The organism is Sorangium sp. So ce887 (assembly GCF_051521455.1).
GTDB lineage: Bacteria > Myxococcota_A > Polyangia > Polyangiales > Polyangiaceae > Sorangium.
Genome location: NZ_CP150354.1, coordinates 222064 through 245560, shown reverse-complemented (window position 1 = coordinate 245560; position 23497 = coordinate 222064). Strand labels below are relative to the sequence as shown.

General features: G+C 71.6%; 14 protein-coding genes and 1 pseudogene. 8 read left to right on the top strand and 7 right to left on the bottom strand.

Features of this window, described 5'->3' with window-relative positions:
• Window positions 1-288 precede the first annotated feature (288 nt).
• The 3 genes from WMF36_RS00950 to WMF36_RS00940 all read left to right on the top strand — a co-directional run bounded on the left by WMF36_RS00950 (window position 289) and on the right by WMF36_RS00940 (window position 6394).
• Complete coding sequence (locus WMF36_RS00950; protein ID WP_437577668.1) at window positions 289-3780, top strand: AgmX/PglI C-terminal domain-containing protein; 3492 nt, start codon at window positions 289-291, stop codon at window positions 3778-3780.
• A gap of 520 nt (window positions 3781-4300) precedes the next feature.
• Complete coding sequence (locus WMF36_RS00945; protein WP_437577667.1) at window positions 4301-5167, top strand: single-stranded DNA-binding protein; 867 nt, start codon at window positions 4301-4303, stop codon at window positions 5165-5167.
• 633 nt (window positions 5168-5800) lie between these two features.
• Complete coding sequence (locus WMF36_RS00940) at window positions 5801-6394, top strand: hypothetical protein (protein ID WP_437577666.1); 594 nt, start codon at window positions 5801-5803, stop codon at window positions 6392-6394.
• A gap of 163 nt (window positions 6395-6557) precedes the next feature.
• On the opposite strand, the gene WMF36_RS00935 is transcribed toward WMF36_RS00940, so the two are convergent.
• From WMF36_RS00935 to WMF36_RS00925, 3 genes are read right to left on the bottom strand one after another with little or no spacing between them, the layout of a single operon-like run.
• Window positions 6558-9752: a PEP/pyruvate-binding domain-containing protein gene (locus tag WMF36_RS00935; protein ID WP_437577665.1), complete on the bottom strand. Its 3195-nt coding sequence runs from the start codon at window positions 9750-9752 to the stop codon at window positions 6558-6560.
• A gap of 12 nt (window positions 9753-9764) precedes the next feature.
• Window positions 9765-10085: a DUF3817 domain-containing protein gene (locus WMF36_RS00930; protein ID WP_437577664.1), complete on the bottom strand. Its 321-nt coding sequence runs from the start codon at window positions 10083-10085 to the stop codon at window positions 9765-9767.
• A complete protein-coding gene (locus tag WMF36_RS00925; protein ID WP_437577663.1) occupies window positions 10082-10450 on the bottom strand; it encodes a hypothetical protein in 369 nt (122 codons plus the stop codon). The genes WMF36_RS00930 and WMF36_RS00925 overlap by 4 nt, the downstream gene beginning before the upstream one ends.
• Window positions 10451-10664: 214 nt before the next feature.
• Here WMF36_RS00925 and WMF36_RS00920 point away from each other — a divergent pair, with 214 nt between their 5' ends.
• The 4 genes from WMF36_RS00920 (at window position 10665) to WMF36_RS00905 (ending at window position 15944) form a co-directional block, all read left to right on the top strand.
• Complete coding sequence (locus WMF36_RS00920) at window positions 10665-11633, top strand: GlxA family transcriptional regulator (RefSeq protein WP_437577662.1); 969 nt, start codon at window positions 10665-10667, stop codon at window positions 11631-11633.
• A gap of 109 nt (window positions 11634-11742) precedes the next feature.
• Complete coding sequence (locus tag WMF36_RS00915; RefSeq protein ID WP_437577661.1) at window positions 11743-12984, top strand: peptide-N-glycosidase F-related protein; 1242 nt, start codon at window positions 11743-11745, stop codon at window positions 12982-12984.
• 124 nt (window positions 12985-13108) lie between these two features.
• Window positions 13109-14311 (top strand): lanthionine synthetase C family protein, encoded by a 1203-nt coding sequence (locus tag WMF36_RS00910; protein WP_437577660.1) that lies wholly within the window; start codon window positions 13109-13111, stop codon window positions 14309-14311.
• Window positions 14312-14519: 208 nt separating this feature from the next.
• Window positions 14520-15944 (top strand): M20 family metallopeptidase, encoded by a 1425-nt coding sequence (locus WMF36_RS00905; protein WP_437577659.1) that lies wholly within the window; start codon window positions 14520-14522, stop codon window positions 15942-15944.
• Between the two features lie 116 nt (window positions 15945-16060).
• On the opposite strand, the gene WMF36_RS00900 is transcribed toward WMF36_RS00905, so the two are convergent.
• Together WMF36_RS00900 and WMF36_RS00895 are read right to left on the bottom strand one after the other, a co-directional pair.
• Window positions 16061-18652 carry an ATP-binding protein gene (locus WMF36_RS00900; protein WP_437577658.1) on the bottom strand — a complete coding sequence of 864 codons (2592 nt, stop codon included), beginning with the start codon at window positions 18650-18652 and terminating at the stop codon, window positions 16061-16063.
• Between the two features lie 968 nt (window positions 18653-19620).
• Window positions 19621-20499, bottom strand: a pseudogene (locus WMF36_RS00895) (PA4780 family RIO1-like protein kinase); the annotation flags it as partial.
• A 228-nt stretch (window positions 20500-20727) separates the two neighbouring features.
• On the opposite strand from WMF36_RS00895, the gene WMF36_RS00890 reads away from it, so the two are divergent.
• Complete coding sequence (locus WMF36_RS00890; RefSeq protein WP_437577657.1) at window positions 20728-21840, top strand: CAP domain-containing protein; 1113 nt, start codon at window positions 20728-20730, stop codon at window positions 21838-21840.
• A gap of 146 nt (window positions 21841-21986) precedes the next feature.
• Here the strand turns inward: WMF36_RS00890 and epsC are convergent, their stop codons facing one another.
• Both epsC and WMF36_RS00880 read right to left on the bottom strand, forming a co-directional pair.
• Window positions 21987-22943, bottom strand: coding sequence for a serine O-acetyltransferase EpsC (epsC, locus tag WMF36_RS00885; RefSeq protein ID WP_437577656.1), 957 nt, complete (start codon window positions 22941-22943; stop codon window positions 21987-21989).
• Window positions 22940-23077 carry a hypothetical protein gene (locus WMF36_RS00880; protein ID WP_437577655.1) on the bottom strand — a complete coding sequence of 46 codons (138 nt, stop codon included), beginning with the start codon at window positions 23075-23077 and terminating at the stop codon, window positions 22940-22942. Before WMF36_RS00880 ends, epsC begins: the two co-directional genes overlap by 4 nt.
• Window positions 23078-23497 lie beyond the last annotated feature (420 nt).

The following is a 23497-nucleotide window of genomic DNA, read 5'->3' as shown; positions in this document are numbered from 1 at the left end:
GACATCCGTCGGTCCTGTCCTGGTGGCGCCCAACGACGTGGGCTTCTGTTGCTCGCGGCGCGCTTGCATCGACCCAAGGTAGGCGTGCCGGCGGGCGGTCATGGCGTCGCAGCGTAGCTCAGAGGCTGGCGCACGCCGGCAACCGGCGGTGCTCGATGCGCGGGCCGGCGGCGACTCGACCGCGGCTGCGACGGGAACCTCGGGCCCGCCCGGCTGTCGATCGCCCTACCCCACGGCCGGCGGGCCTGCGTTCAGGCGCGGACCGCCGTGCCACGACCGGAGGCCCCCGTGCGAAGCTCCCTCCTCCGCGGCCGCGCTGCGCTCGCCGCGATCGCCGCTCTCATCCCCGCGCTCTCGAGCTGTGCCGACAGCACCTCACCGCCCGCCGCTCCCAACGCGCTCTCGCGCGGTCCCGAGCCCGCCGCGCCCGCCGTGCCGCCCCTCGCCCTCGCCGCGCGCCGCTCCGAGGCCCCGCCGATCCAGCTCACCGCGGCGGACGGCACGGGGCTGCGCCTCGTCGCCCTCACCGGCCGCGCGGTCATCGAGGCGCCGCTCGCGCTCACCGAGCTGCACCTCACGTTCGAGAACCCGGAGGATCGCGTGCTCGAGGGCACCTTCCGCGTCACCCTGCCGCCCGGCGCGAGCCTCGGCCGCCTCGCCATGAGGATCGGCGATCGCTGGCAGGAGGGCGAGGTGGTCGAGCGCCAGCGCGCGCGCGAGGCGTACGAGGACTTCCTCCATCGCAAGCAGGATCCGGCGCTGCTCGAGCAGGCGGCGGGCAACGAGGTGAGCGCGCGGGTCTTCCCCATCCCGGCGCGCGGCGTGAAGGAGATCGTCCTCTCGTATTCCCAGGAGCTCCGCCCGGACGCGCCCTTCACCGTCCCCCTGCGCGGCCTGCCCGTGGTGAGCCGCCTCGACCTCGAGGCCACCGTCGCGGGCGCCTCCGCGCCGATCCACGCGCTCCACCGGAAGGACGCGGCGCCCGACGCCGACTTCGCGGTGGATCCCGCGCGGCTCGGGTCGATGGAGGCGCGGGGCGGTCTGCGCAGCGGCGAGCTCGTGCTCGCCCGCGTGCGCGCGCCGGTGGAAGCGCGGCCCGATCCGCTCGCCTCCGCCGTGGTCCTCGTGGACACAAGCGCCTCGCGGGCGCTCGGGCTCGACGAGCAGCTCGGCCTGCTCGCGGCCGTCGCGCAGGCAACGGCGCGGGCAGGCGGCCCGGGCGCGCCGCTCACCGTCGCCTGCTACGACCAGACCGTCACCCCGATCTTCGACGGCCCGGCCTCGGCGTTCGGCGAGGCGGAGCTCCGGCGCATCCGCGAGCGGCAGGCGCTCGGCGCCTCGGATCTCGGGCGCGCGCTCCGCTGGGCCGGCGAGCGCGCGCGCGCCCGCGGGCAGCGGCGCGTTGTGCTCCTCTCCGACGGCATCGCCACCGCGGGCGAGGTCGCGCCGGGCGCCCTGCGCGGCGCGGCGGCGGCGCTGCGCGACGCGGGCGTCGAGCGGCTCGACGCTGTGGCGCTCGGCGGCATCCGCGACGAGGCCGTCCTCCGGCAGCTCGTCACGGCGGGCCTGCCGCGCGACGGCGCCGTGATCGACGGCGCCCGCGGCGTCGCCGAGCTCGATCGGCGCCTCGCCTCGGCCACCCGCTCGGGGATCGCCGTGAACGTCGAGGGCGCGCGCTGGGTCTGGCCCAGCACGCTGGACGGCATGCAGCCGGGCGACGAGGCGCTCGTCTACGCCGAGGTGCCGGCCGAGCTGCCGGTCCGGATCACGGTGGACGGCCGCACCACCGCGCCCGATCTCCGCGGCGTGGAGCGCCCGCTGCTCCAGCGCTCCTGGGCCCGGGCGAAGATCGACGGCCTCCTCGCCCGGGAGGCGCCTGGCGGCGACCCGACCGCCCTCCGCAAGCAGATCGTCGACCTCTCGATCACGCACCGGGTGCTGAGCCCGTACACCGCGCTGCTCGTGCTGGAGACCGAGGGCGACTACGCGCGCTTCGACATCCCCCGGCGCGGCCTCGCCGACCTCCTGACCGTGGAGGGCGGCCGCGTCGCCGTGCAGAAGCGCTCCTGGCCGCCGGCCCAGAAGCCGCAGGGGGGCGCGCCGCCCGCCCGCCTGGCCGCCGCGGCTTCCCTCGGCCAGACCGCGGCCCTGCGCCCGCCCCCCGCGCCGCCGGGATCTCCTCCCGGCGCGCGCCACGAAGAGTCCTTCGGCGCGGGCGGGCTCCGGCTGTCGGGCGTCAGCGAGGGCGCCGGCGGGCTCGGGCTGTCGGGCGTCAGCGAGGGCGCCGGCGGGCTCGGGCTGTCGGGCGTCAGCGAGGGCGGCGGCGGCCGCGGCGAGGGCATCGGCCTCGGCTCGGTCGGCACCCTGGGCCACGGGGCCGCCGCGCCCGCGCCGAGCGCCGCGCCGGCCGCGGGCGCCGGCCAGGGCATCGGCAGCGGGCACGGCCGCCTCGGCGGCCACCACCGGGGCGCGGCGCCCTCGGTCCGCATGGGCGCGACGCAGGTGAGCGGCCGCCTCCCGCCGGAGGTGATCCAGCGCATCGTCCGCCAGAGCTTCGGCCGCTTCCGCCTCTGCTACGAGCGCGGGCTCCAGCGGAACGCCGGCTTGCAGGGCCGCGTCGCCGTGCGCTTCACCATCGACCCGAGCGGCGCGGTCGCGAAGGCGCGCGACGGCGGCTCCGATCTGCCCGACGGGGCCGTGGTCTCCTGCGTGGTCCGCTCCTTCCACGCGCTGAGCTTCCCCGCGCCCGAGGCCGGGAGCGTCGACGTGCTGTACCCGATCCTGTTCGCGCCGCCGGACGCCGCGGCCACGCCGGCCGCTCCCGACGCCGCCGCGCCGCCGTCAGAGCCGCCGGTCGAGCCGTATACCGGCCGCTTCAAGCGGATCCAGGACCTCCTCGCCCGGGGCGACGCGCCGGCCGCGGTGCGCGACGCCTCGGCCTGGCGCGCCGAGGCGCCCGGCGACGTGCTCGCCCTCGTCGCGCTCGGCGAGGCGCTCGAGGCCGCGGGCGACGCGCCGGGCGCCGCCCGCGCGTACGGCTCGCTCATCGACCTGTTCCCGGCGCGCGCGGATCTCCGCCGCTTCGCCGGCGGGCGCCTCGAGCGCCTTCCGCCCGGCGCGGGCCTCGATCTGGCGGTCGACACCTACGAGAAGGCGCGCGAGCAGCGCCCCGACCACCCCTCCAGCCACCGCCTGCTCGCGTTCGCCCGCCTCAAGCGGGGCGAGCACGCCGCCGCCTTCGACGCGCTCGCGGCGGGCCTCCAGCGCCGCTACCCGCCGGGGCGCTTTGACGGCGTGGAGGACGTCCTGCGCGAGGACCTCGGCCTCGTCGCCGCGGCGTGGCTCAAGGCGGATCCGACGCGCCGGGCGGGCGTCCTGGGACGGCTCGCGAAGGCCGGCGCCGCGCTCGAACGGGCGCCCTCGCTCCGCTTCGTGCTGAGCTGGGAGACCGACGCCAACGACGTCGATTTTCACATCCGGGACGACCGCGGCGGCCACGCTTCCTACGAGAACCCGACGCTGCCGGGCGGCGGGCGCCTCTATGCCGACGTCACGACCGGCTACGGGCCCGAGTGCTTCACCCTTCGCGCGCCCCGGGAGCAGCGGGCCAGCCGGTACACCCTGCAGGCGCATTACTATTCGCGCGGCCCGATGGGCTACGGCATGGGCAAGCTGCAGATCGTCGATCACGACGGCAAGGGCGGCCTGAGCTTCGACGAGCGGCCCTTCGTGGTGATGACCGACCGCGCGTTCGTGGATCTCGGCGCCGTCACGCGCTGAAGCGGTCGGGACGTCGCGGCTCGCCTCGGGCCGTCGTGGTTGCCTCGCTCACCGGCCCCCTGAACCGCGCCGTCGCCCTTGGGGATGAGGAGGCGGCGCTGGAGCGATGATATACGCACCACCTCGAGCCCGACGACCACGGTCCCGCAAGAGGCGTTGATCCCGGCGCACAGCAAGACACAGGTCGATTGAGCCTCGCGCGGACGTAGGCCCCCGGCGCGCCAGGTCCTCCATGAGCATGAACCGATAGAAATCGGCGATATGGCCCTTGGACGAGAGGAGGAGTATCCTCGGGGGGGAGAGAGCGAGAGCCGAGACCACCGCCCCTGTCAAGCGCCCCGTCGATCGAGGGTGCCGAGCGAGGGGGCGCCGCCCGTCGCCCCCCGATCGCAGCAGAGCCGGCCAGGCCGGTGACGCAGCGCCTGCATCTTGCCCTCGCCGGGGCGAGCTTCTCGGCGTACAGGGACCCCCTGCACTGGGCGAGGGCGTGCGTACCTCCTCACACGAAAGGGTCGCTACCATGGACGGTTTGAATCGCGTGATGCTGCTCGGAAACCTCGGCGCCGACCCCGAGCTCCGGTTCACGCAGGGCGGGCAGGCGGTGCTCAACATGCGCCTGGCCACGACGGAGACGTACCTCAACAAGGACAAGGAGCGCGTCGAGCGCACCGACTGGCACAACGTCGTCGTGTGGGGCAAGCGCGGCGAGGCGCTGGCGAAGATCCTGACGAAGGGATCGTCGGTCTTCATCGAGGGCTCGCTCCGCACGTCGAGCTACGACGACAAAGAGGGCAACAAGCGCTACAAGACCGAGATCAACGCCAACAACATCATCCTCACCGGCCGAGGCAAGGGCAGCGGCAGCAGCGGCGAGACGTTCGAGCCCGATGGCGGCGGGCACGAAGCGGAGGGCGAAGGCTACGGCGGCGGCGGCGGGTACGCGCCTCGCGGCGGTGAAGGTGGAGGCGCGCCCCAGGGCGGCGGATACGCCCGCAGCAGCGGCTCCTCGGCGGGCGGCTCCGCCGCCAGCGCGGGGGACTTCGAGGTGAGGTTCGGTCGCGACAAGGGCAAGCGGATCAGCGAGGTCGCGGATCTCTCGTGGCTCCGCGGGACGCTGGAGAGGGACCTCGCCGACGGGTCGAAGTCCCAGTTCCACGAGAAGGCGCGCGGGCAGCTCGCGGCGATCGACGCGGAGCTGGCGCGGCGCGCGGGCAGCGGCGCGCGATCGGTCGCGACCGGCAGCGGCGGGGGGCGAGCGCCCGCCGGCGGTGGTGGGAGCGCGCCGCGCGGGGGACGCCCGGCGCCGCAGGATGCGCCGCCGGCCGACGACTACGACACCGGCGGCGGCGGCGGCGGCTTCGGGAACGACGACGACATCCCGTTCTGATCGCCGGGAGACAAAGCCAGCGCTCCTTCGCCGCGAAGCTCCGCCAACGAAGCGGTGGTGGCCGGATTTGAACATGAAGGCGGGAAGGCGGGAAGAAAATCTCAATGATCTTCCCGCCTTCATGGGGATGTGACGGCGTGAGCCGCCGTCCTGACGGACACGTGCGTCCGGCTCCATCCCCCGCCAGCGAGCAGCGTCAAGCGCCAAAGCGCGCGTGGCTATGACAGAACATGTCCGATCTTGTCGGCGCCTCGATAGCGCCCTCCCTCTCCAGTTCTCCACAGGCGTTCTCCACAGGACATCCCCTGGACAACAGCTGGATTCTGTCGATTACCATCGCCGCGCGCGCCTCTTCTCGTCATGGCCATTCGCACAGCCTGGCGGAGCCCCGCGCCGCAGAGAAAACCGGCGCCGCCGCTCCATGCAAGCACGCGTAATTACAACGATTTTTCTGACAACGGGCGCCGCCGTCCGCCCCCGACAGGTTGGGACAATGTCCGTCCGATCGATCCCTTCCCCGACGGGTCGAAGATGACTATCCATGGTAGACATCAAGGACGCGGCGCGACGGCGTGTCTCTCGCACGACGCGCGCAAGTGGCGCGCCGGAATGCTTCGTTCTGGAGGAGACTTCATGGAAAAAATCTCGCTCACGTACTTTGTCGACTTCGTTCTCAAGGCCGGGACGCCCAAGCTGACCGGCGTCAGGGAGCTCAAGGAGCGGAAGGACGAGCTCCACACGGACTTTTACAGGCAGGTGCGAGAGGCGATCGTCGACATGCACAGGAGCGGAAAGCCCACCAGCGTGCTCGACGGCTTCCTCGCCGCCCAGCACGACGAGCGGCGCCGCCGCATCTACCCGTCGGTGGTGAACGGATATCGCAAGTTCCTCGCCTCGGCCAAGATGACGTGGTTCGAGCCGCCGGTGTCGACGTATCGCCTCGGCGATCTCGAGATCAACGTCAACCCGGAGCTCGGGCTCGTCATCGATGGGACGCCCCATGTCATCAAGATGTATTTCCGCGGGGAGCCTCTGTCGTCCAAGCGCGTCTCGGTCGTGCTGAACCTGCTCATGAACGGACTCGCGGAGAGCACGCCGGGCGGCGCCTTCGCGGTGCTCGACGTGCGGAACGCCAAGATTCACAGCTTCAAGGTGCCGAACCCGCGGCTCAGCCTGCTGCTCCGCGGCGAGGCTGCCTCCTTCGCCACCATCTACACCGGGTTGTGATCGCGGCGCCGCCGGAGGACAGCCCGCGCGCAGAGCCATTCCGACCTGTCAAGAATGAGGCGAGCGGTCGGCTGCTCGGGCTGCCGGTGGCACCGGAGGGGTGAGCAAGCTTGGGCCGAACGTCGAGCCCGCCGCTCGCGTGGACTCGCGGGACGGGAACGAGCTAGTACTCGCGGCAGTCGCCCGGCGCCTGGAGCGCGCCGAAGCTGTAGGGCCGCGCCTGCTTGACCAGCAGCCGGCGCTCCGGACCGATCAGCTTCCATTCGATCTGCATCGCGTACAGCCGGTTCTCCCCGCCCGGGTCCACCAGCGGCTTGTAATGCTCGTGGATCGACCCGAGCACGCAGCCGAGCCGCTGGACCTCCGGGAACGACAGCACGTCGCGCCCGCGCGACAGGCTCGAACGCGCGTGGTAATCCGCCTTGATCGTGCGGGGCGGCGGCGTGTACACGATCTCGTCGCTGCTCACGCCGGGCGCGGGGTTTGTGACCGACGCCTCCCCGATCTGCGCGTTGATGTAGTACTGGCTGTCGCGGGTCGCATCGAGCGCGTTGCGGCTGATGCCCACGCCCTGCGCGCGCTCCGATTGCCAGGCCTGGTGCACGAGCACGGCCATCGCCGCGCTCGCCTGCTCGACGTGGCCGAACTCGCGCTCGTCGTAGGCGCGCGTGTTCCAGAGGCTCGACCAGACCGTGAGCAGCGCGTCCTCCAGGGAGCTCGACTCCGCGTCCAGCTCGCCGCTTGTCGACGTGTGCAGCCCCGCGCCGTTGAAGGTCGCCAGATCCTCGGTGTTGCTGCTGCTGCGCAGGCGCACGCGGTCGCCGCCGAAGCGTCGTTTGACGGCGGCCGTGACCTCGCTCATGAGCTCGCCATCGACCGGATGCGCCAGCATCCGCGCGCGCACCTGCGCCAGCCCCTCGGCGTGCGCGTGCGGATCGGCACGGAACTCGGGATCCTTCTCGAGATCGGCCAGGAGCTCCGCCGCGCCGCTCGCCTGGAAATGATCCATGTAATGCGCGAACGGGATCGCGAACGCAGCGGGCGGCACGTACAGCGGCACCAGGTCGGCCGGGCAATACGGCCCCACGCCGCTCACGCGGTACAGCTCGGCCATGCCTGCCGCCTTGGAGCCGATGCTGTCGCTCATCGAATAGCTCGCGGCGTCGAGCGATACGATCCCGCGCACGGAGAGGTCGAGCGCCGGCGCGAGCCGCTCGCCGGTCGGCTTGCGCGCCTCCCAGTAAGCGTCCGCCTCCTGCGCGGTCGCCTCGCGGAGGTCGAAGTCCGACGCCCGCACCTCGAGCCGCACCAGCTTGCCGAACAGGCCCTTGAGCCGCTCGTCGTCGCGCGCGCGGCGCAGGGCCATGTTCGGCGTCCCCCGCCCGCGCGCCAGCACGTTCACGTGCGCCAGCGGCGTCTGGAACGCCTCGGTGATGAGGCCGCCCATGAACGCCGTCTCGTTCGGCACGTCGTCCGTCACCACGATCACGTTCGGGCCGAGCTCGGCCGTCTCCAGATCGCGCGCCGGGACGAACGTCAGCGTACCGAAGCCCTCGGCCGGGTTGAGCGGCTGGTAGGTGAGCCCCTTGTACGGCGCGTTCGGCCCGACCAGCGGCGCGTTGCCCTCGATCGCGCGCAGCTCGGCGATCTGGCGCGCCTCGGTGGGCCGGATCGCCCACGCCTGCGGGTCGGGCACCGCCTTCATCACCGCGAAGAACGCGCGTCGCATCAGCTCGCCGACGATCTTGTCGCCGGGAGAGAACTCGACGGTCTTGGTGCCGTTTGTGTGCTCCACCAGCGTGCCGAGGAGGTAGCGCCGGCCCTCGACGCTATAATACTCGGTCTGGCTGAACAGCCCCCAGCCGAGGTTGAACTCCGCGGCTTGCTCGGGGTCGCAGCGATCGAGGTGCGGCAGTCGCTGGATCTGCTCGCGGATGAAGGTGTAGTGGAGCGCCCACTGGCGCGTGCTCAGCAGATGCACGGTGTCGTTCGCGGCCATGTCGATCACGAACTTGACGCCGGCCTCGCCGACCTCGGTGCCGCCCCTGGCCAGCTCGGCGAAATCGCCGGCGGTCTCCAGCCGACGCGCGCGCCCGCTCGCGAGCTCACGCCCCGGCAGCTCGGTGCAGCCCTCGTTCGCCGCGCCGGGGCTCGCCGCTGCGCAATAGCGCGGCGTCCCGGTGGCGTCGGGCACGCGGGCCAGCGAGGCGCCTTCCGGCCATGCCATGAAGTCGACCCGATCGCTCGGCACCGGCCGGTCCACCTGCCGCAGCGTCACGATGCCCTCGAAATCCGGCGAGGCCTCGAGCTCGGCCGTATCGCTCGCGCTCACCGGAACGCTCACGCGCTCCCCGGGCGCGAGCGTGGCCGACGGCTCTGGCCACGCGAGCAGCACGCCCACACCGGCGCCGGGCATCGCCTGTCCCGGCGAGAGCGTCGCGAGGCTCAGCGCGAAGGCGTCGAGCTCCACGGCCTCGTCGCTCGCGTTCAGCACCTCGACGAACCCCGCGGGCCGCAGCGAGAGCTCCGAGATGACCAGCGGCCCGGCGATGGCCGGGAACGGCTCGGGCCACGGAAAAGGCGCGAATTGGATGCCGTCGTCGAGGTTCGGCGGCTCCGGCGGATCGCAGGTCTCGCCGTTCTCGCGCTCGGGCGTGGCATAGCGGCAGATCGACGGCTCGCCCGTGCCGTCGGGCAGCCGCGCGTAGCTCTCGGAGCGCGGCAGCTCCGGCACCTCCACCACGTCGGCGAGCTCGCACGACGCCGACCACAGCAGCACGCGCGCGCCCGAATTCGAGAGCTTGAACGGCAGGTGCCGCGGGCCCTGATCGGGCGTGTCGTCGGCCCAGAACAGCACCGTTCGACCCGGATCGAGCGCCAGCTCCGGCAGCCGCGTCGCCTTGCCGAGCTTGTCGCCCAGAAAGTACTGCCCGAGATCGAGCGCGCGGTCGCCCATGTTGATCAGCTCGATGAAATCGTCCGTCTCGCCGATCTCATCGACCCACGCGCCGTCGTTGCCGGTCATCACCTCGTTGATGCGCAGGCCGCCGCTCGACGCGGGCGCGCCGTCCGCAGGACCCACGAAGTCGCAGCTCGGCGGCTCCGGCGGCGGGGGCGGTGGGTCGAGCGTCTCGCCCGAACAACCGACGAAGAGGGCCAACGACAAGAGGCCCGCCCCCGCACGCGCACGGCGCGAACGATGGGGGCGGCGATCGAGGAATGAGCTTGCCGTCATGCCCGCTCCGTCAGCATGCCGTATGCCACGCCGGGCGGCGCCCGGCACAGACAATAAAGTAATCAAATTCAAACACTTGGCCATCTGGCCCACCGTGCGGTGCGCCGAGCTGTGCCAGCTCACGTGCGGCCACCGTCAGGGGCGGGTCGACCTCTTAGCTGGGTGGCCCCGGTCAGCGTCGCGTCGCAGCAGCCGCTCGGCGGCGAGGAACCCGAGCGGGACGAGCGACAGGCCGAGGACGCGGAGCAAGCTCCTCGTCGGGACCGCTCGCTCGAAATACGCCCGAGAAGCGACCGAGAGCAGCACGAGAAAGAGCAGACCGTGAATGGCTCCGGCGACGCGCACCGCGATCGCCAGGCCGAGACCGTACTTCAGCGGCATGGCGACCAGCAGGAGGAGCAGCAGGGATGCTCCCTCGACGAGGCTCGCCAGACGCAAGGAATGAAGCGAGCTCACTGGAACACCTGCGCCCACGTCGGCTTGAGGACCATGAGCCCGACGACGCCGGCGAGCGGAAGCGCAGCGCACGAGAACGCTCCATGACCCCGCTTGTCACGCGAGACGCAGTAGACGAGGATGACGTTGGAGCCGACGGAGAGAGCGAGCCCGCCGACGACCCACAGCTCGAACATCCGAAAACCACCGAGCGCGGCCAGGGCGTATCCGGCGCACCACGTCGCGAGCAGGCTCGGAGACGCGATGCGGTGCACGGCTCGCTTCCGCTCGCGCGGATCCGCCGTGACGAAGCTCGCGACGAGCCCGCCGGCGTACCCCATCACGCCGAGAAACTTCAGCGTCAGGACCAGCTGGTACAACATCATCTCGCCCCCCGGGGGCCTCTCACCGGAGCCCCGCGTCCTCGCCTGACCATGAACGATACCGTCGCACGCGGGCCGCGGCCGCGCGATCGGCTGAAACGCCAAACATCGCCAGGTTCTGGCCAACCGGCTCGAACGCCACGGTGGAGCCGAAATGCCCGCTGGTCGTCGCGCGAGCTGGCCTGGCGCGATCATGGCCTGCATGCATAATCCGGCCATGCATCGCGTCGCCATCGCCGCCTTCGACGACGTCGTGGCCTTCGATCTATCGATCCCGAACGAGGTGTTTGGACGCGTGCGGCTCCCGAACGGACGCCCTGGCTACGAAGTCCGCGTGTGCGCCGCTGCGAAGGAGGTCGACGCTGGGACCTTCGCCTTGCGGGTCCGTCACGGGCTCGAGGAGCTCCGCAGGGCCGACACGGTGATCCTCCCAGGGGTCGCCGACATCGGTCGCCCCGTACCGGAACGGTTGCTCCGCGCCGTGCGGACGGCGGCCGGCGCCGGGGCCCGTGTCGCCTCGATCTGCACCGGAGCGTTCTTGCTCGCCGCGACCGGGCTCCTGGACGGGCGGAGGGCGACGACGCACTGGCTCGCCGCCGGGGAGCTCGCGCGGCGGTTTCCGCGCGTCGAGGTCGATCCGAGCGTCCTTTATGTGGATTGCGGACAGCTGCTGACGTCCGCCGGCGCAGCTGCCGGCTTCGACTTGTGCCTGCACATGGTCCGGCTCGACCACGGGGCGGCCGTCGCGGCGGAGGCGGCGCGCCTCTCGGTGATGCCGCTCGAGCGCGACGGCGGTCAGGCGCAGTTCATCGTGCACGCGCCGCCCACCGCCGACGGCAGCTCGCTGAGCTGCGTCCTCGACTGGATCGAGGAGAACCTGCGCGAGGAGATCGCGCTCTGCGACATCGCCCGGCAGGCGGCGATGAGCGTCCGCTCGCTGAACCGGCGCTTCAAGGAACAGACGGGGACGACCCCGCTGCAGTGGCTGCTGCGCGCCCGCGTGCGCAGAGCGCAGCTCCTGCTGGAGACGACGGCGCGATCGGTGGAGCGGGTCGCGTCCGACGTCGGCTTCGGCTCGGTGGCCGCGCTCCGCCAGCACTTCCACCGCGTGGCTGGCACCAGCCCGCAGGCCTACCGGAGCGCGTTTCGGAGCCGCACGCGCCCGCAGGACGGACGCCGCGGCTGACTCGGGTCCGGAAACCATCGAGTGCCCTGATCAGGACACCACCCACCTGGGCGCGGTGGGTCCGCCGCTCCAGCGCGACATCGAGCCGGCGACCTGATAAGTTCGACGAATGAACCTGCGTCGCGCGATCCCAACCTTCTGTCTGCTGGCCCTGCTCGCCGCATGCACGAATGAACAGCGCTCTGACGTGGGCACTGGCGGAGGCACCGGGACCTCCGAGAGCACCGGGAGCACGAGCGCAGTGACCGGGACCAGCGCAGGCAGCGGCGGCACTGGCGGCAGCGGCGAGAGCGGCGAGAGCGACGACAGCGGCGACGTGCCGCCCCCGGAACCCGAGGAGGTCCCGGTGCTGGAGAACATCGCGTTCTACGACGGCTACGCCGAGACGGTCGACGAGCCGATCCCGGACGGCGTGATCCGCCACAACAACTCGCTGGTTGCGACCAGGTTGACCGACGAGCTGCTCGCCAGGGTCCAAACCACCCTGAAGGTCCGCGTCGTCGTGGGAGCGCTGTGCGACAACTACGACCGACTCGGCTCGGTCAACCTGGCGCTGGTCCCCAAGGGTGCCCAGACCTACGTTTCCGGCGAGGTCGACCGGATCGAGGTCGCACGGTTCGTCACGCCGTTCATGAACATGAACAAGCAGCCGACGACGGTCCCCTACGAATGGGAGGCCAGCAACCTCGTGCCGATCTTGAAAGACCCCGACCTCCTGGCCGATCACGATTTTTGGTTCGAATTGAGCATCTTCGGCGTGCCTTACGCCGCGAACGACGAGGTCGCCGGCTGCGCTGGTCGCAATGACACGCAGCTCGGATCGCTGCTGCTGTATACCGACAGCACGCAGGAGGCCCAGGACTTCAGCGTCCTGTTGCCGCTGGCGATCGGCGAAGACTTCAACAATTACGCCATGGGCGCCAGCGACAAGGTCGGCACGACCCGCAAGACCGTCAGCTTCGAATTGCCGGCAGATACACAGAATGCACAGCTCGTGCTGATCACGTCGAATCACGGCGCCAACCAGGGCGGCGAGGAGTATATTCGCCGCGAGCATTACGTGTACGTCGACGGCAAGCTGGCCTTGCAGTACAAGCCCGGGCGCATGTCGTGCGAGCCGTTCCGCAAGTACAATACCCAGAGCAACGGCATCTACGGGCTGTCCCCGCGGTCGGACGGAGCGTGGCAGTCGTCCAGCAATTGGTGCCCTGGCGACGTGATCGACACCCGGATCGTCCCGTGGGGTGCCGCGAGCGCCGGCATGCACGAATTCGTGATCGACGTCCCTGACGCGACCTTCGTCGGCGGGGAGGGCAATTTCCCGTTCTCGCTCTACGTGCAGGCTCAGTGAATGCGTCCCTTTGACTTTCTCGACGACCTGTGTCACGGCGCTGTCGTCGTGGTTGGCGTGTAGCGCTCCGGCTTCGCTGCTACCCTGGGCCGGCTCGCCGCGCCGTCGCGCCGCCGAAGGCCGCATGACCCTCTACCTTCCGACACGCCACGTCACGCTGCCGCCCGAGGCCTGGGACCCCGGCCGCGCGCGCGCCTGGCTGCAGCGATGGGCCGCCGACGCGCTTTCGGTCCGGGCCCAGCACGACTGGCCGGTGCACCCGCGCGACGCCGAGGACTCCCCGGAGCCGGCGTCGCCCGCCCCGCTCCACAGCCTGTACCTCGGCGCGTGCGGCGTCTGGCTCGCCCTCACCCGCGTCGCGGCGGCGGGCCTCTGCAATCTGCCGATGGGCCTGCCGCAGATCTTCGATCAGGTGCTGGAGGACTACACGCGCTCGCCCGACGACGGCGAGCGCGTGCCGTCGTGGTTCCTCGGCGAGAGCGCGCTCTTGACGATCTGCTGTCTGGCCCGACCGGACGCGCACAAGGCCGATCGCCTGGCCGAGATGATCCGCGACAACCGCGCGAACCCGACGCGCGAGGCGCTGTGGGGCGCGCCCGGGACGATGATCGCGGCGCTGTTCCTGCACGAGGCGACCGGGGACGAGCGCTGGGCGGAGCTGATCCGCGACAGCGCGGCGGCGCTCTGGGAGAGCTGGGTTCACGACGAGGCCCGGGACGTCTGGCTGTGGGAACAGGACCTCTACGGCCGCCGGATCCATTATCTCGGCGCCGCCCACGGCTGGGCCGGCAATCTCTATTCGCTCTGGCGCGCCCGGCCCCTGCTGAGCCCGGAGCAGCGGACGGCGCTGCGCGCGCGGACCCTGCAGGGGCTCGGCCGCCTGGCGATCATGGATGGAGAGCTCGCCAACTGGCCCGCGCACACGGAATCGCCGTCGAAGCTGCTCTTGCAGTGGTGCCACGGCGCGCCGGGGATCATCACGTCGTTGCGCCACGCGGAGCTGCCCGAGGCGCTCCCCCTGTTGCTCCAGGGCGCGCGGTCGATCGTGGCCGCCGGGCCGCTGGCGAAGGGGGTGGCCCTGTGCCACGGCACCGACGGTAACGGGGCCGCCCTGCTGGAGATGTACCGGCGCACCCAGGACGCCTTCTGGCTCGATCGCGCCCGCGAATTCGCCATGTGGGCCCTCGCGCAGTCCGAGGCCGAGCTCAACCGGGTTGGCCAGTGGCGCTACAGCCTGTGGACCGGGGACGCCGGGCTGGCCTGCACCCTGCTCGACTGCCTCGACGGGCGCAGCCGCGGCATGCCTGGGCTCGACAGCCTGTGGTGACGACGTCGCGCCCGGCGAGCGCTGGCCCGCCCCGCTCGCCAGGCCGGCGGCCGCCCCGGCGGGACGCGGAGCCCGTCCGCCTGCAGGCGCTCCGCGCGGCGACCCGCCGAAGGTGCCAGACCTCCGCTGTCGGCGGCCCCCCCGCGTCGCCGCCGCTGTAGAGTCGGTCCCCCAAATCACCGCCGTCCTCAACCCCCTGGAGAGATCCATGCTGACGAAGCTCGACGAGAGTAAAGCCGTCGCGTCCTGCGAGCGCTGCTGGGAGCAGGAGATCGTCCCCGCGCTCCACGACTACATCCGTATCCCCAACAAATCGCCCGCCTTCGACCCCGCCTGGCGCGAGAACGGCCACATGGACAAGGCGGCGTCGCTCATCGCCGCCTGGTGCAAGACGCAGCCGATCCCGGGGCTCACGGTCGAGGTCGTGCGCATCGGGAACCGCACGCCGGTGATCCTGATGGAGGTGCCGGGCCGGCGCGACGACACGGTGCTCCTCTACGGCCACCTCGACAAGCAGCCCGAGATGACGGGCTGGCGAGAGGGGCTCGGCCCCTGGGAGCCGGTGCGCGACGGCGACCGGCTCTACGGCCGCGGCGGCGCCGACGACGGCTACTCGGGCTTCGCGTCGCTCGCCGCGCTGCGCCTCCTGCACGAGCAGGGGCTGAAGCACGCGCGCTGCGTGGTGCTCATCGAGGGCTGCGAGGAGAGCGGCAGCCAGGACCTGCCGGCCTACATCGACGCGCTCGCGGACCGCATCGGCAAGCCGAGCCTGGTCGTGTGCCTCGACTCCGGCTGCGGCAACTACGACCAGCTCTGGACCACGACGTCGCTCCGCGGGCTCCTCCAGGGCACGCTCGAGGTGAGCATCCTGCGCGAGGGCGTGCACTCGGGCGTGGGCAGCGGCGTGGTGCCCTCGACCTTCCGCGTCCTGCGGCAGCTCCTGTCGCGCATCGAGGACGAGCGGACCGGGCGCGTCCTCGTGGACGCGCTGCACGTGCCGATCCCGGACGAGCGCGTGGCGCAGGCGCGGGCCGCGGCCGAGGTGCTCGGCGCGACGGTCGTGAGCGAGCTGCCGTGGGTGCAGGGCGCGGGCCCGGTGACCGGCGACGTGGCGGAGCTCCTCCTGAACCGCACCTGGCGCCCGGCGCTCTCGGTGACCGGCGCCGACGGCCTCCCGCCCCTCGCCAGCGCGGGCAACGTGCTGCGCCCGTTCACGAGGGCGAAGCTCTCGATGCGCATCCCGCCGCGCGTCGACCCGAGGAAGGCGGCGGCGGCCCTGAAGCAGACGCTGGAGCAGGACCCGCCGTACGGCGCGCAGGTCCGGTTCCACGTGAGCGAGCCGTCGCCCGGGTGGGACGCGCCGGCGACGGCGCCCTGGCTGGAAGCGGCGATGAGCAAGGCGTCGCAGGCGTTCTTCGGCCGGCCGGCGATGGGGCTCGGCGAGGGCGGGACGATCCCCTTCATGGCGATGCTCGGGGAGAAGTTCCCGGAGGCGCAGTTCCTGATCACCGGCGTGCTCGGGCCGCAATCGAACGCGCACGGTCCGAACGAGTTCCTGCACCTCGGCATGGGGAAGAAGCTGACCTGCTGCGTGGCGAGCGTGATCGCGGACCACGCCGCGCGGCCGCGCTGAGCGGGGTCGTTGTCGCATCGGCCCGGAGAGAGCTCCCATGAAGGCGGTAAAGCGGGAAGATCATTGAGCTTTTCTTCCCGCCTCCCCGCCTTCATGTCCCAGCAGGAGCACGCCCCTCAGCGGGCGCGCGCGGCCGCGCCGGGGGCGGCCGCGAACGTGAGCACGACCCTCGCCCCGCGCTCGCGGCCTTCCTCGATCCGGATCGATCCGCCGAAGCTCTTCATCCGGTTCGCCGAGAAATGCAGCCCGATGCCGTTCGCGCCCTCCCGGGTCGTGAACCCGTACTGGAACACCTGCATCCGCGCGCCCTCGGGGACGCCGGGCCCGTTGTCCTCCACGGCGCAGCACACCTCGGCCCCGTCCTGCCATGTCGCGATCTCGATCCAGGGCTCGCGCGTCTCCCCCTCGCCGAACGCCGCCCGCGCGTTGTCGAGGAGGTTGTAGAGGATGGTCAGGAGATCATGGCGGTTCGCCACGATGTCGTCGATCGGCCGCAGATCGAGCCGGAGGGCGACGCGCGCGCTCACGAGCGCCACCCCGTGCACGTGCAGCGACTCCTGGACCACCTCGCTCACGGAGAGCCGCTCCGTGCGGTACGCGTTCCTGTACGCGTACCGCTCCTGCGCGCGGATGGCGTCGCGGATGACGTCGAGCTGCTCGCGCACGCGATCGACGTCCGCCGCGGTCTCCGCCTGCTCCTGCTCCAGGGCGGCGAGCGCCAGGTCGACGTAGCGGCGCAGGCTCTCGCTGCGCGGCTCGTCCGCCGGATCCGCGACCTCCGGACCGCCCCTCATCAGCTCGGAGAGGGCCCTCGTCAGCCGCGGGAGCCGCGACCTCTCGAGGCGCTCCCGCACCAGCTCGGCCGTGACCCCGGCGCTGCTCAGCGTGTTGCCCACGCTGTGGAGGACGTCCATCGCGACCTGCGCCATGCCCGAGTGCCGCGCGATCTCGGCCTGCTCCGCGCCGAGCTGCTGGTACGACCGGTACAGCCGCACCATCGACCGCACGCGCGCCAGGAGCTCCCGCGGGGAGAACGGCTTCACAAGGTACTCGTCGGCGCCGCCGTCGAGCCCCGACGCGACCGCCTCGTCGTCGGCGCGGGCCGTGACGAGGATGACCGGCACGTGGCGCAGCACGGGGTGGGCCTTCAGCCAGGCGATGAGCTCGATGCCCGACATCAGCGGCATCATCACGTCGGAGACGATGACCTGCGGGGGCGAGCGCTCGATCAGCCGCTGCGCCTCGAGGCCGTTCGTCGCCTCCAGCAGGCGGTAGCTTGGCGACAGCAGCGAGCGCATGAACTGCCGCATGTCCGGGTTGTCGTCGACGAGCAGCAGCAGCGGCCTGTCCGCCTCCGCGCCCGGCCGGGCGCCGGACGGCGGCCCCGGCGGTCGGCTCGACAGGCGCCCTTCGCGCGGTGTGCCGGCGCCCTCCTCCGGCCCACCGCCGCCGGGCGAGATCGCCACGGGCGGCAACGAGCTGAGCCAGCGCCGCGTCTGCGCGGTGCTGTTCTCGCTGCGCGACCCCGGCTCGGTGTCGTGCGGCCCGGCGTCCTCGACCACGAGCGGCAGGCGCACGCGGACGGTCGTCCCCTGGTCGATCTCGCTCTCGATCGAGACCGAGCCGCGCATGAGCTCCGCGAACTGCTTGACCAGCGAGAGCCCGAGCCCCGTGCCCTCGTACCTCCGCTTCGCCGAGCCGTCGACCTGGGTGAACTTCGAGAACAGCTTGCCGAGCTCGCCCCGGGGGATGCCGATCCCCTCGTCGCGCACGCTGAGCTCGAACGACGCGTCGTCGAGCGCGCACAGCGCGACCTCGACGTGCCCCCCGGGGTGGGAGAACTTCAGCGCGTTGCTGATGAGGTTGAGCAGGATGCGCTCGTACTTGTAGCGATCCAGCAGGACGACGCCGATCGCGTCGCCGGTCATGGCCAGGGTCCGACCGCGGGCCACCGCGCTCGGCCGGATATCGCTCAGCATCAGCGAGGTGAACCGGTTAACATCCACGGGCTCCCAGTCGACCTCCATGCGCGCCGCCTCCGCCTTGGAGAAGTCGAGGAGGTCGCTCACCACATTGAGGAGCCGCGCCGTGTTGCGGCGGATGAGCTCCAGCTCGTCGCGCACGTCGCCCGGCAGGGCCGTGTGCTGGGTCTCGAGGAGTCGCTCCAGCGGGGACAGAATCAGGGTGAGGGGTGTCCGCAGCTCGTGGCTCACCGTGGCGAGGAAGTCGCTCTTGGCGTTGTTGGCGCTCTCCGCCTCGTCCTTGGCGCGGGCGAGCGCGAGCTCGGTGTGCTTGCGGTCGGTGATGTCGGTCCAGGAGCCGAGGATGCCGAACACCTCGCCGTTCTCGTCCTTGAGCGGCACCTTGCACGTGAGCAGGTACCGCTGGCCGCCGTCGGCCTGGCGCTGGGTCTCCTCGATGTTCAGCATCGGCTCGCCCGAGGCCATGACGGCCTTGTCGAGGCGGATGTAGTTCTCCGCCTCCTCGGTGGTCCAGGGCAGGTCGTGGTCGGTGAGGCCGATGATGTCGTCCGCGTGGCTCAGCCCCGCTCCCCGGGCGCTCATCTCGTTGGTGCCGAGGTAGACGCAGTCACGGTCCTTCCACCAGATGCTGTAAGGAAACGTCGAGATGATGTGCCGTAAGAGCTGCTCTTGCTGGGCCTCGGCCAGGCTCGGCGGCTTGCGCTTTCGCTCTTTCGAATCCGACATAGGAAGGCCGTGACGACGGGCGGAGCTCTCCGTGGCTGTCCGCGCGGCGCTCCTGACCGGCGGCCCCCACGCGACCTCCCCTGCATGCTCCACGGGCCGCCGGGGATGGATTTGAGACCCGTTGAGCATCCTATCTCACGCAATGGCCTCCGCGCAAACGCTCGGGGGCCGGGGCGCCGCGCGGACCGGGGGGCGCGCGAGCAGGCGCGGCGAGCTGCGGTGTGTCGGCGGGGAGGCGCGGTGGTGGGAGACATCGCACGGAGGGAGCCGGACCGGGGCGCCCTGCGGAGCGGGACCCACGTAAACCGGTTAAGTCACGAGCGAGGGGGATGCGGGGGCGACTCGCCGCGGACGAGCCCGGCGCTCTGAAATGGCTACCGCGATGTCCGGGGAGCCTGCCCCCTGAGTGAGCTCTGTTGTCCAGGTAGCATTCAGCTCGTCACCTCGTGGCCGGCGTCTGCGGAAGTTGTTCCCATCATCGACTTCACGCCCTCGGAGGACGGGAGGCAGCTCGTCGACGCCATCCATCATCTCACCCGACGTGGGGACCGGTGGCGTTCGGGTTCGACGCCGCGGAACTGGGCACACGACCCGCCCCCGTCATGGCGAGCGCTCGCCGCGGTCATCGAGCCCCAGCTGCGCCCGGAGCACGCCGCGCCAGCCCTGCGAGGGGGAAAGGGGTGTCCGATGGGCAAAAGCAGCTCACCAGGCGCCGTCCCCGCGGCGCGTGACACGGGCGAAAGCTCTACGGTTTCCTATCCGCGCGCGCCGCGGGCCTGTCGTGGGCGCGTATTCGCCCCGCCGCCCCCCTGCCCCGGGCGCGTATTCGCCCCGCCGCCCCCCTGCCCCGGGCGCGTATTCGCCCCGCCGCCCCCCTGCCCCGGGCGCGCGTTCGCCCCGCCGCCCGCCTGTGCTTCCTGCGCGTTCCGGCGCGCGCGGTCTCGCGGGCTGCTCGGTATAATCACCACCTCGACCTTGCGAGGCGGGGGCGATACGCCCCGCATGTTCAGCCCCTGCGTCTCACGGCGGCGGCGCTCGTCGTGGTTGGCATCGCTGATGAGCTCCAGGACCGCCTCGGTATCCGCCTGCCTCGAGGACGCCCGGAAGCGACCGCTCAGCCGTGTCTCGGGCGTGAGCTGGCTGCACGAGTAGAGCTCCCACAGCTCCTGCGCGTAAGGGCGGGGCTGCCGGTTGGGAGCGAACCGGGAGAGGAAGCGCTGGAGATTGTCGACGTCGCGCAGCAGCAGCTTTCGCGCGTTCTGATTGCTGGAAGCGTCCACTGCCTGCGGCAAATCGATGACGACCGGCCCGTCCGCCCCCATCAGCACGTTGAAGTCGGACAGATCGCCGTGCACGACCCCGGCGCTCAGCATCCGGACCACTTCGGCCAGCAAGCGGTCGAAGACCCTCACCGCCTCGTCGGGGTTCAGGCTCACCTCGGCGAGCCGCGGGGCCGGGCTGCCGTCGGCGTCGGTGATGAGCTCCATGATCAGCACACCGTCGATGAAATGGTAGGGGATCGGGACGCGCACTCCCGCGTCGCGCAGGCGGAAGATCATGTCCACCTCGGTCGATCTCCAGGCGGCTTCATCCTGCGCACGACCATGGCGCGAGCGCTTGTTGATCGCGCGCTGGTCGCGGCTGTTGCGCACCTTGCGCCCCTCCGTGTACTCCGCCCGGTTCTTGAAGGTCCGGTCCTGCGCCTCTTTGTAGACCTTGGCCACCCGGAGCTCGCCGCCGGCGCGCACCAGGAAGACCTCCGCCTCCTTGCCGCTCATCAGCGGGCGCACGACGTCCTCGATGAGCCCCTGGTCGGCCAGAGACGTGAGGCTGCTGGGGATTCGCATGTCGTTCTTACTTCTCCGCCGGGGATCGCTCGCCGTCTTTTTAGTCGCACCCCGCGGGGCGCCGCAACTGGATTGGTCCTCCCCCGCTTCCGCGGTGCCCCGCCTCCCGGCGGCACCAGGAGGCGGGGCACCGCTCGCGCGCGAGGAGCCGTGCGTTTACGCGCGCCGCGCGCCCCTGTAGGCTGGACGGCTTGCCCGCTCACATCGAGCGGCCCGGAGGCTTACACGATGGGATATCGCACAGAGCTTGTTGCGCCGAGTACGGCACTTCTCCTCCTCGCCCTCTCCGCCGCGTGCACTGGCAACGCGGGAGCTCCGGCGGCCACGGGAGACGCGGGGACACAGGACGGCACGGGGGGAGCGGGCGCCGGCGAGACGGGCGCTGGCGGCCGAGGGATGGACTCGGGCGCGGGCGGTGGCGATGCGGGCTCGGGCGCGGGCGCGGGCGGTGGCGATGCGGGCTCGGGCGCGGGCGGTGGCGATGCGGGCTCGGGCGGGGCGGGCGCGGGCGGGGCAGGCTCGGGCGGTGGCGGCGGTTCGACGGGCGAGCAGGTGTGCGCTCGCTGGAACGCCGACCGGAGCGACGTCAAGGAAGGCACCTGGAACGGCGGCGTGAGCTCGTGCGTGGGCGGCGAGGTCCCGGCCGAGGGGCGGGTGAACGCGGTCAAGCTCCTGAACCTCTACCGCTTCATCGCCGGGCTGCCCCCCGTCACCACCGAGCCGCTCCGCGACGAGAAGGCGCAGGCCTGCGCGCTGATGATGCACGCGAACGGCATGCTGTCGCACAGCCCGCCGCCGAGCTGGACCTGTTACACCGAGCTCGGCGCCGAGGGGGCCGCGACCAGCGTCATCTCGCCGACTCCCGGCGTCGAGAGCCTCGACCTCTACATGGCCGATCCCGGCAACGAGACAACGATCGGCCACCGCCGCTGGCTCCTCTCCGAGGAGCTCGGCCCGATCGGGCTCGGCTCCACGAGCGATTACTCCTGCATCGTGGTCATCGGCGGGTCGGGCTCCGGCGAGAAGCCGTTCATCGCATGGCCCGCGCCGGGCCCCTTCCCCTCGGGGGCCCTCCACGCCTCCTACGCGCCGCTCGACGAGACGGGCTGGACAATCCAGAGCTCGCGGATCGACCTCGGCGACGCGCAGGTGACGGTGACCGACGCCGGGGAGAACCTCCCGGTCCAGGTGACGCAGCTCGACCCGAACTTCGGCAGCGCCTTCGCGCTCCGCTTCAACCCGCAGGGCTGGAGTGCCCAGGCCGGTCACACCTACGCCATCCATGTGACCGGCGTGAGCGAGCCCATCGACTACGAGGTCGAGATCATCCCGTGCGAGTGATGCGGGCCGCGCGCCGGGCTGGCGCCCCCGGACGGCGCGCCCAGGCGCAGCCCCGCCATCGGCCGCGGCGAGCCCGAGCGGCGAAATCCAGAAAGAAGCGACGGAGCGCGACGGTTCGCCGCCGCGGAACAGCCTCGCCAGGGATACTAGATGCCGCTTCCCTCCTCGAAGACGTCGCTCCTCACCTGGGCTTGGCTGATCCGGCTGTTCGGTGGGACGCTGCGCGTGAGCCACACGTTGCCGCCGATGCTCGATCCGCGACCGATGTTAATGCGTCCGAGGATCGTCGCGCCGGCATAGACGACCACGTTGTCCTCGACGATGGGGTGGCGATCGATGCCCTTGATGGGGTTCCCGCTCGCGTCCCGCGGAAAGCTCTTCGCGCCGAGCGTGACGCCCTGATACAGGCGCACGCGATCGCCGATCCGGCACGTCTCTCCGATGACGACGCCCGTCCCGTGATCGATGAAGAAGCTCGCGCCGATCTCGGCGCCGGGGTGGATGTCGATGCCGGTGTCGGCGTGGGCGATCTCGGAGAGGATGCGCGGGATGAGCGGTACGCCGAGGGTGTAGAGCAGGTGCGCGATCCGGTGGTGGATGATCGCCGTGATACCCGGATAGCAGAACACCGCTTCGTCGATGCTCGTCGCCGCTGGGTCGCCCTCGAACGCCGCCCGCACGTCGGTCTCGAGCAGCGCCCGCACGGCGGGGAGGCCCGCGGCGAAGTCGCGCACGATCTCGGCCGCGCGGCTCTCGCGGCGCGCGAGCTCGCGGGCGTCGAGCCCCCTCGGAACGCCGAGGCCCCTCCGGATCTGCTCGTGGAGCGCGAGCAGCGCCGAGTCGAGCGTGCGCCCGACGAAGTAATCGGTCCCCTCGTCGGTGAGGTGCGCCGGCCCGAAGTGCGCCGGGAAGAACGCCGCGCGCAGGTCGCGCGCGATACCGATGAGCACCTCGCGCGACGGCAGCGCCTGCCGTCCGAGCTGACCGCGCGCGCCGTCGGTCTCCCGGCTGGCGGCGCGCAGCTCCGCCACCACCGAGCCGAGCGCCCAGGACGCGCCGGCCAGCGCGGGCGCGCGGTGAACCTCGTAGTCGTGCGCGCTCATGTCGCGAACCCCTCCTCGTCGAAGAGCCCTTCGACGAGGGCCGTGCTCGGGCAGCGCTCGCCCGAATCGGGGAGGATGACCACGATCGCCTTGCCCTCGCTGTCTTCGAACCAGCCGCGTGTGACGTTCGACATGGAGCCTCTAGGGTGCGACGGCGCGCCTCCGCGGCCCCGAGCTCGGAGGACGTCGAGCGGGCAGCGAATGCGGCATCTGAAACAATAACGGACAACTTGTCTAACATAACGGACGGTCGCCGCCAAGCCATTTGTCTCCTTCCGGCTTCCGGCCCGGTCGACGGCGCCGCGTGGCTCGGGGTCGGCGTTCCCTCGCCTGGCTCCTCTCCTTCTACATCCCAGCGACGCCCCAAGGTCGGTGGGCTCTGACGTCCGCCGATGTCCGCCGACGTAACCACCATCGCGGCGCGCGCGGTCGCGCTTTACCGTCGTGCATCATGGAGGAAACCTCCGGGTTACCTCCGGGTTACAGGAGTCCACTATCGTGGAAGTCACCGCTGCTTTACAGGAGGAAAGTGTCCCGGGCATCACCGACGCCGT

What these genes read in the sequence shown, in the direction of transcription:
- WMF36_RS00910 (WP_437577660.1), top strand. Translation starts at nt 13,109, where the DNA reads ATGACCCTCTACCTTCCGACACGCCACGTCACGCTGCCGCCCGAGGCC.
- WMF36_RS00925 (WP_437577663.1), bottom strand. Translation starts at nt 10,450, where the DNA reads ATGATGTTGTACCAGCTGGTCCTGACGCTGAAGTTTCTCGGCGTGATG.
- WMF36_RS00905 (WP_437577659.1), top strand. Translation starts at nt 14,520, where the DNA reads ATGCTGACGAAGCTCGACGAGAGTAAAGCCGTCGCGTCCTGCGAGCGC.
- WMF36_RS00920 (WP_437577662.1), top strand. Translation starts at nt 10,665, where the DNA reads ATGCATCGCGTCGCCATCGCCGCCTTCGACGACGTCGTGGCCTTCGAT.
- WMF36_RS00945 (WP_437577667.1), top strand. Translation starts at nt 4,301, where the DNA reads ATGGACGGTTTGAATCGCGTGATGCTGCTCGGAAACCTCGGCGCCGAC.
- WMF36_RS00880 (WP_437577655.1), bottom strand. Translation starts at nt 23,077, where the DNA reads ATGTCGAACGTCACACGCGGCTGGTTCGAAGACAGCGAGGGCAAGGCG.
- WMF36_RS00940 (WP_437577666.1), top strand. Translation starts at nt 5,801, where the DNA reads ATGGAAAAAATCTCGCTCACGTACTTTGTCGACTTCGTTCTCAAGGCC.
- WMF36_RS00890 (WP_437577657.1), top strand. Translation starts at nt 20,728, where the DNA reads ATGGGATATCGCACAGAGCTTGTTGCGCCGAGTACGGCACTTCTCCTC.
- epsC (WP_437577656.1), bottom strand. Translation starts at nt 22,943, where the DNA reads ATGAGCGCGCACGACTACGAGGTTCACCGCGCGCCCGCGCTGGCCGGC.
- WMF36_RS00900 (WP_437577658.1), bottom strand. Translation starts at nt 18,652, where the DNA reads ATGTCGGATTCGAAAGAGCGAAAGCGCAAGCCGCCGAGCCTGGCCGAG.
- WMF36_RS00915 (WP_437577661.1), top strand. Translation starts at nt 11,743, where the DNA reads ATGAACCTGCGTCGCGCGATCCCAACCTTCTGTCTGCTGGCCCTGCTC.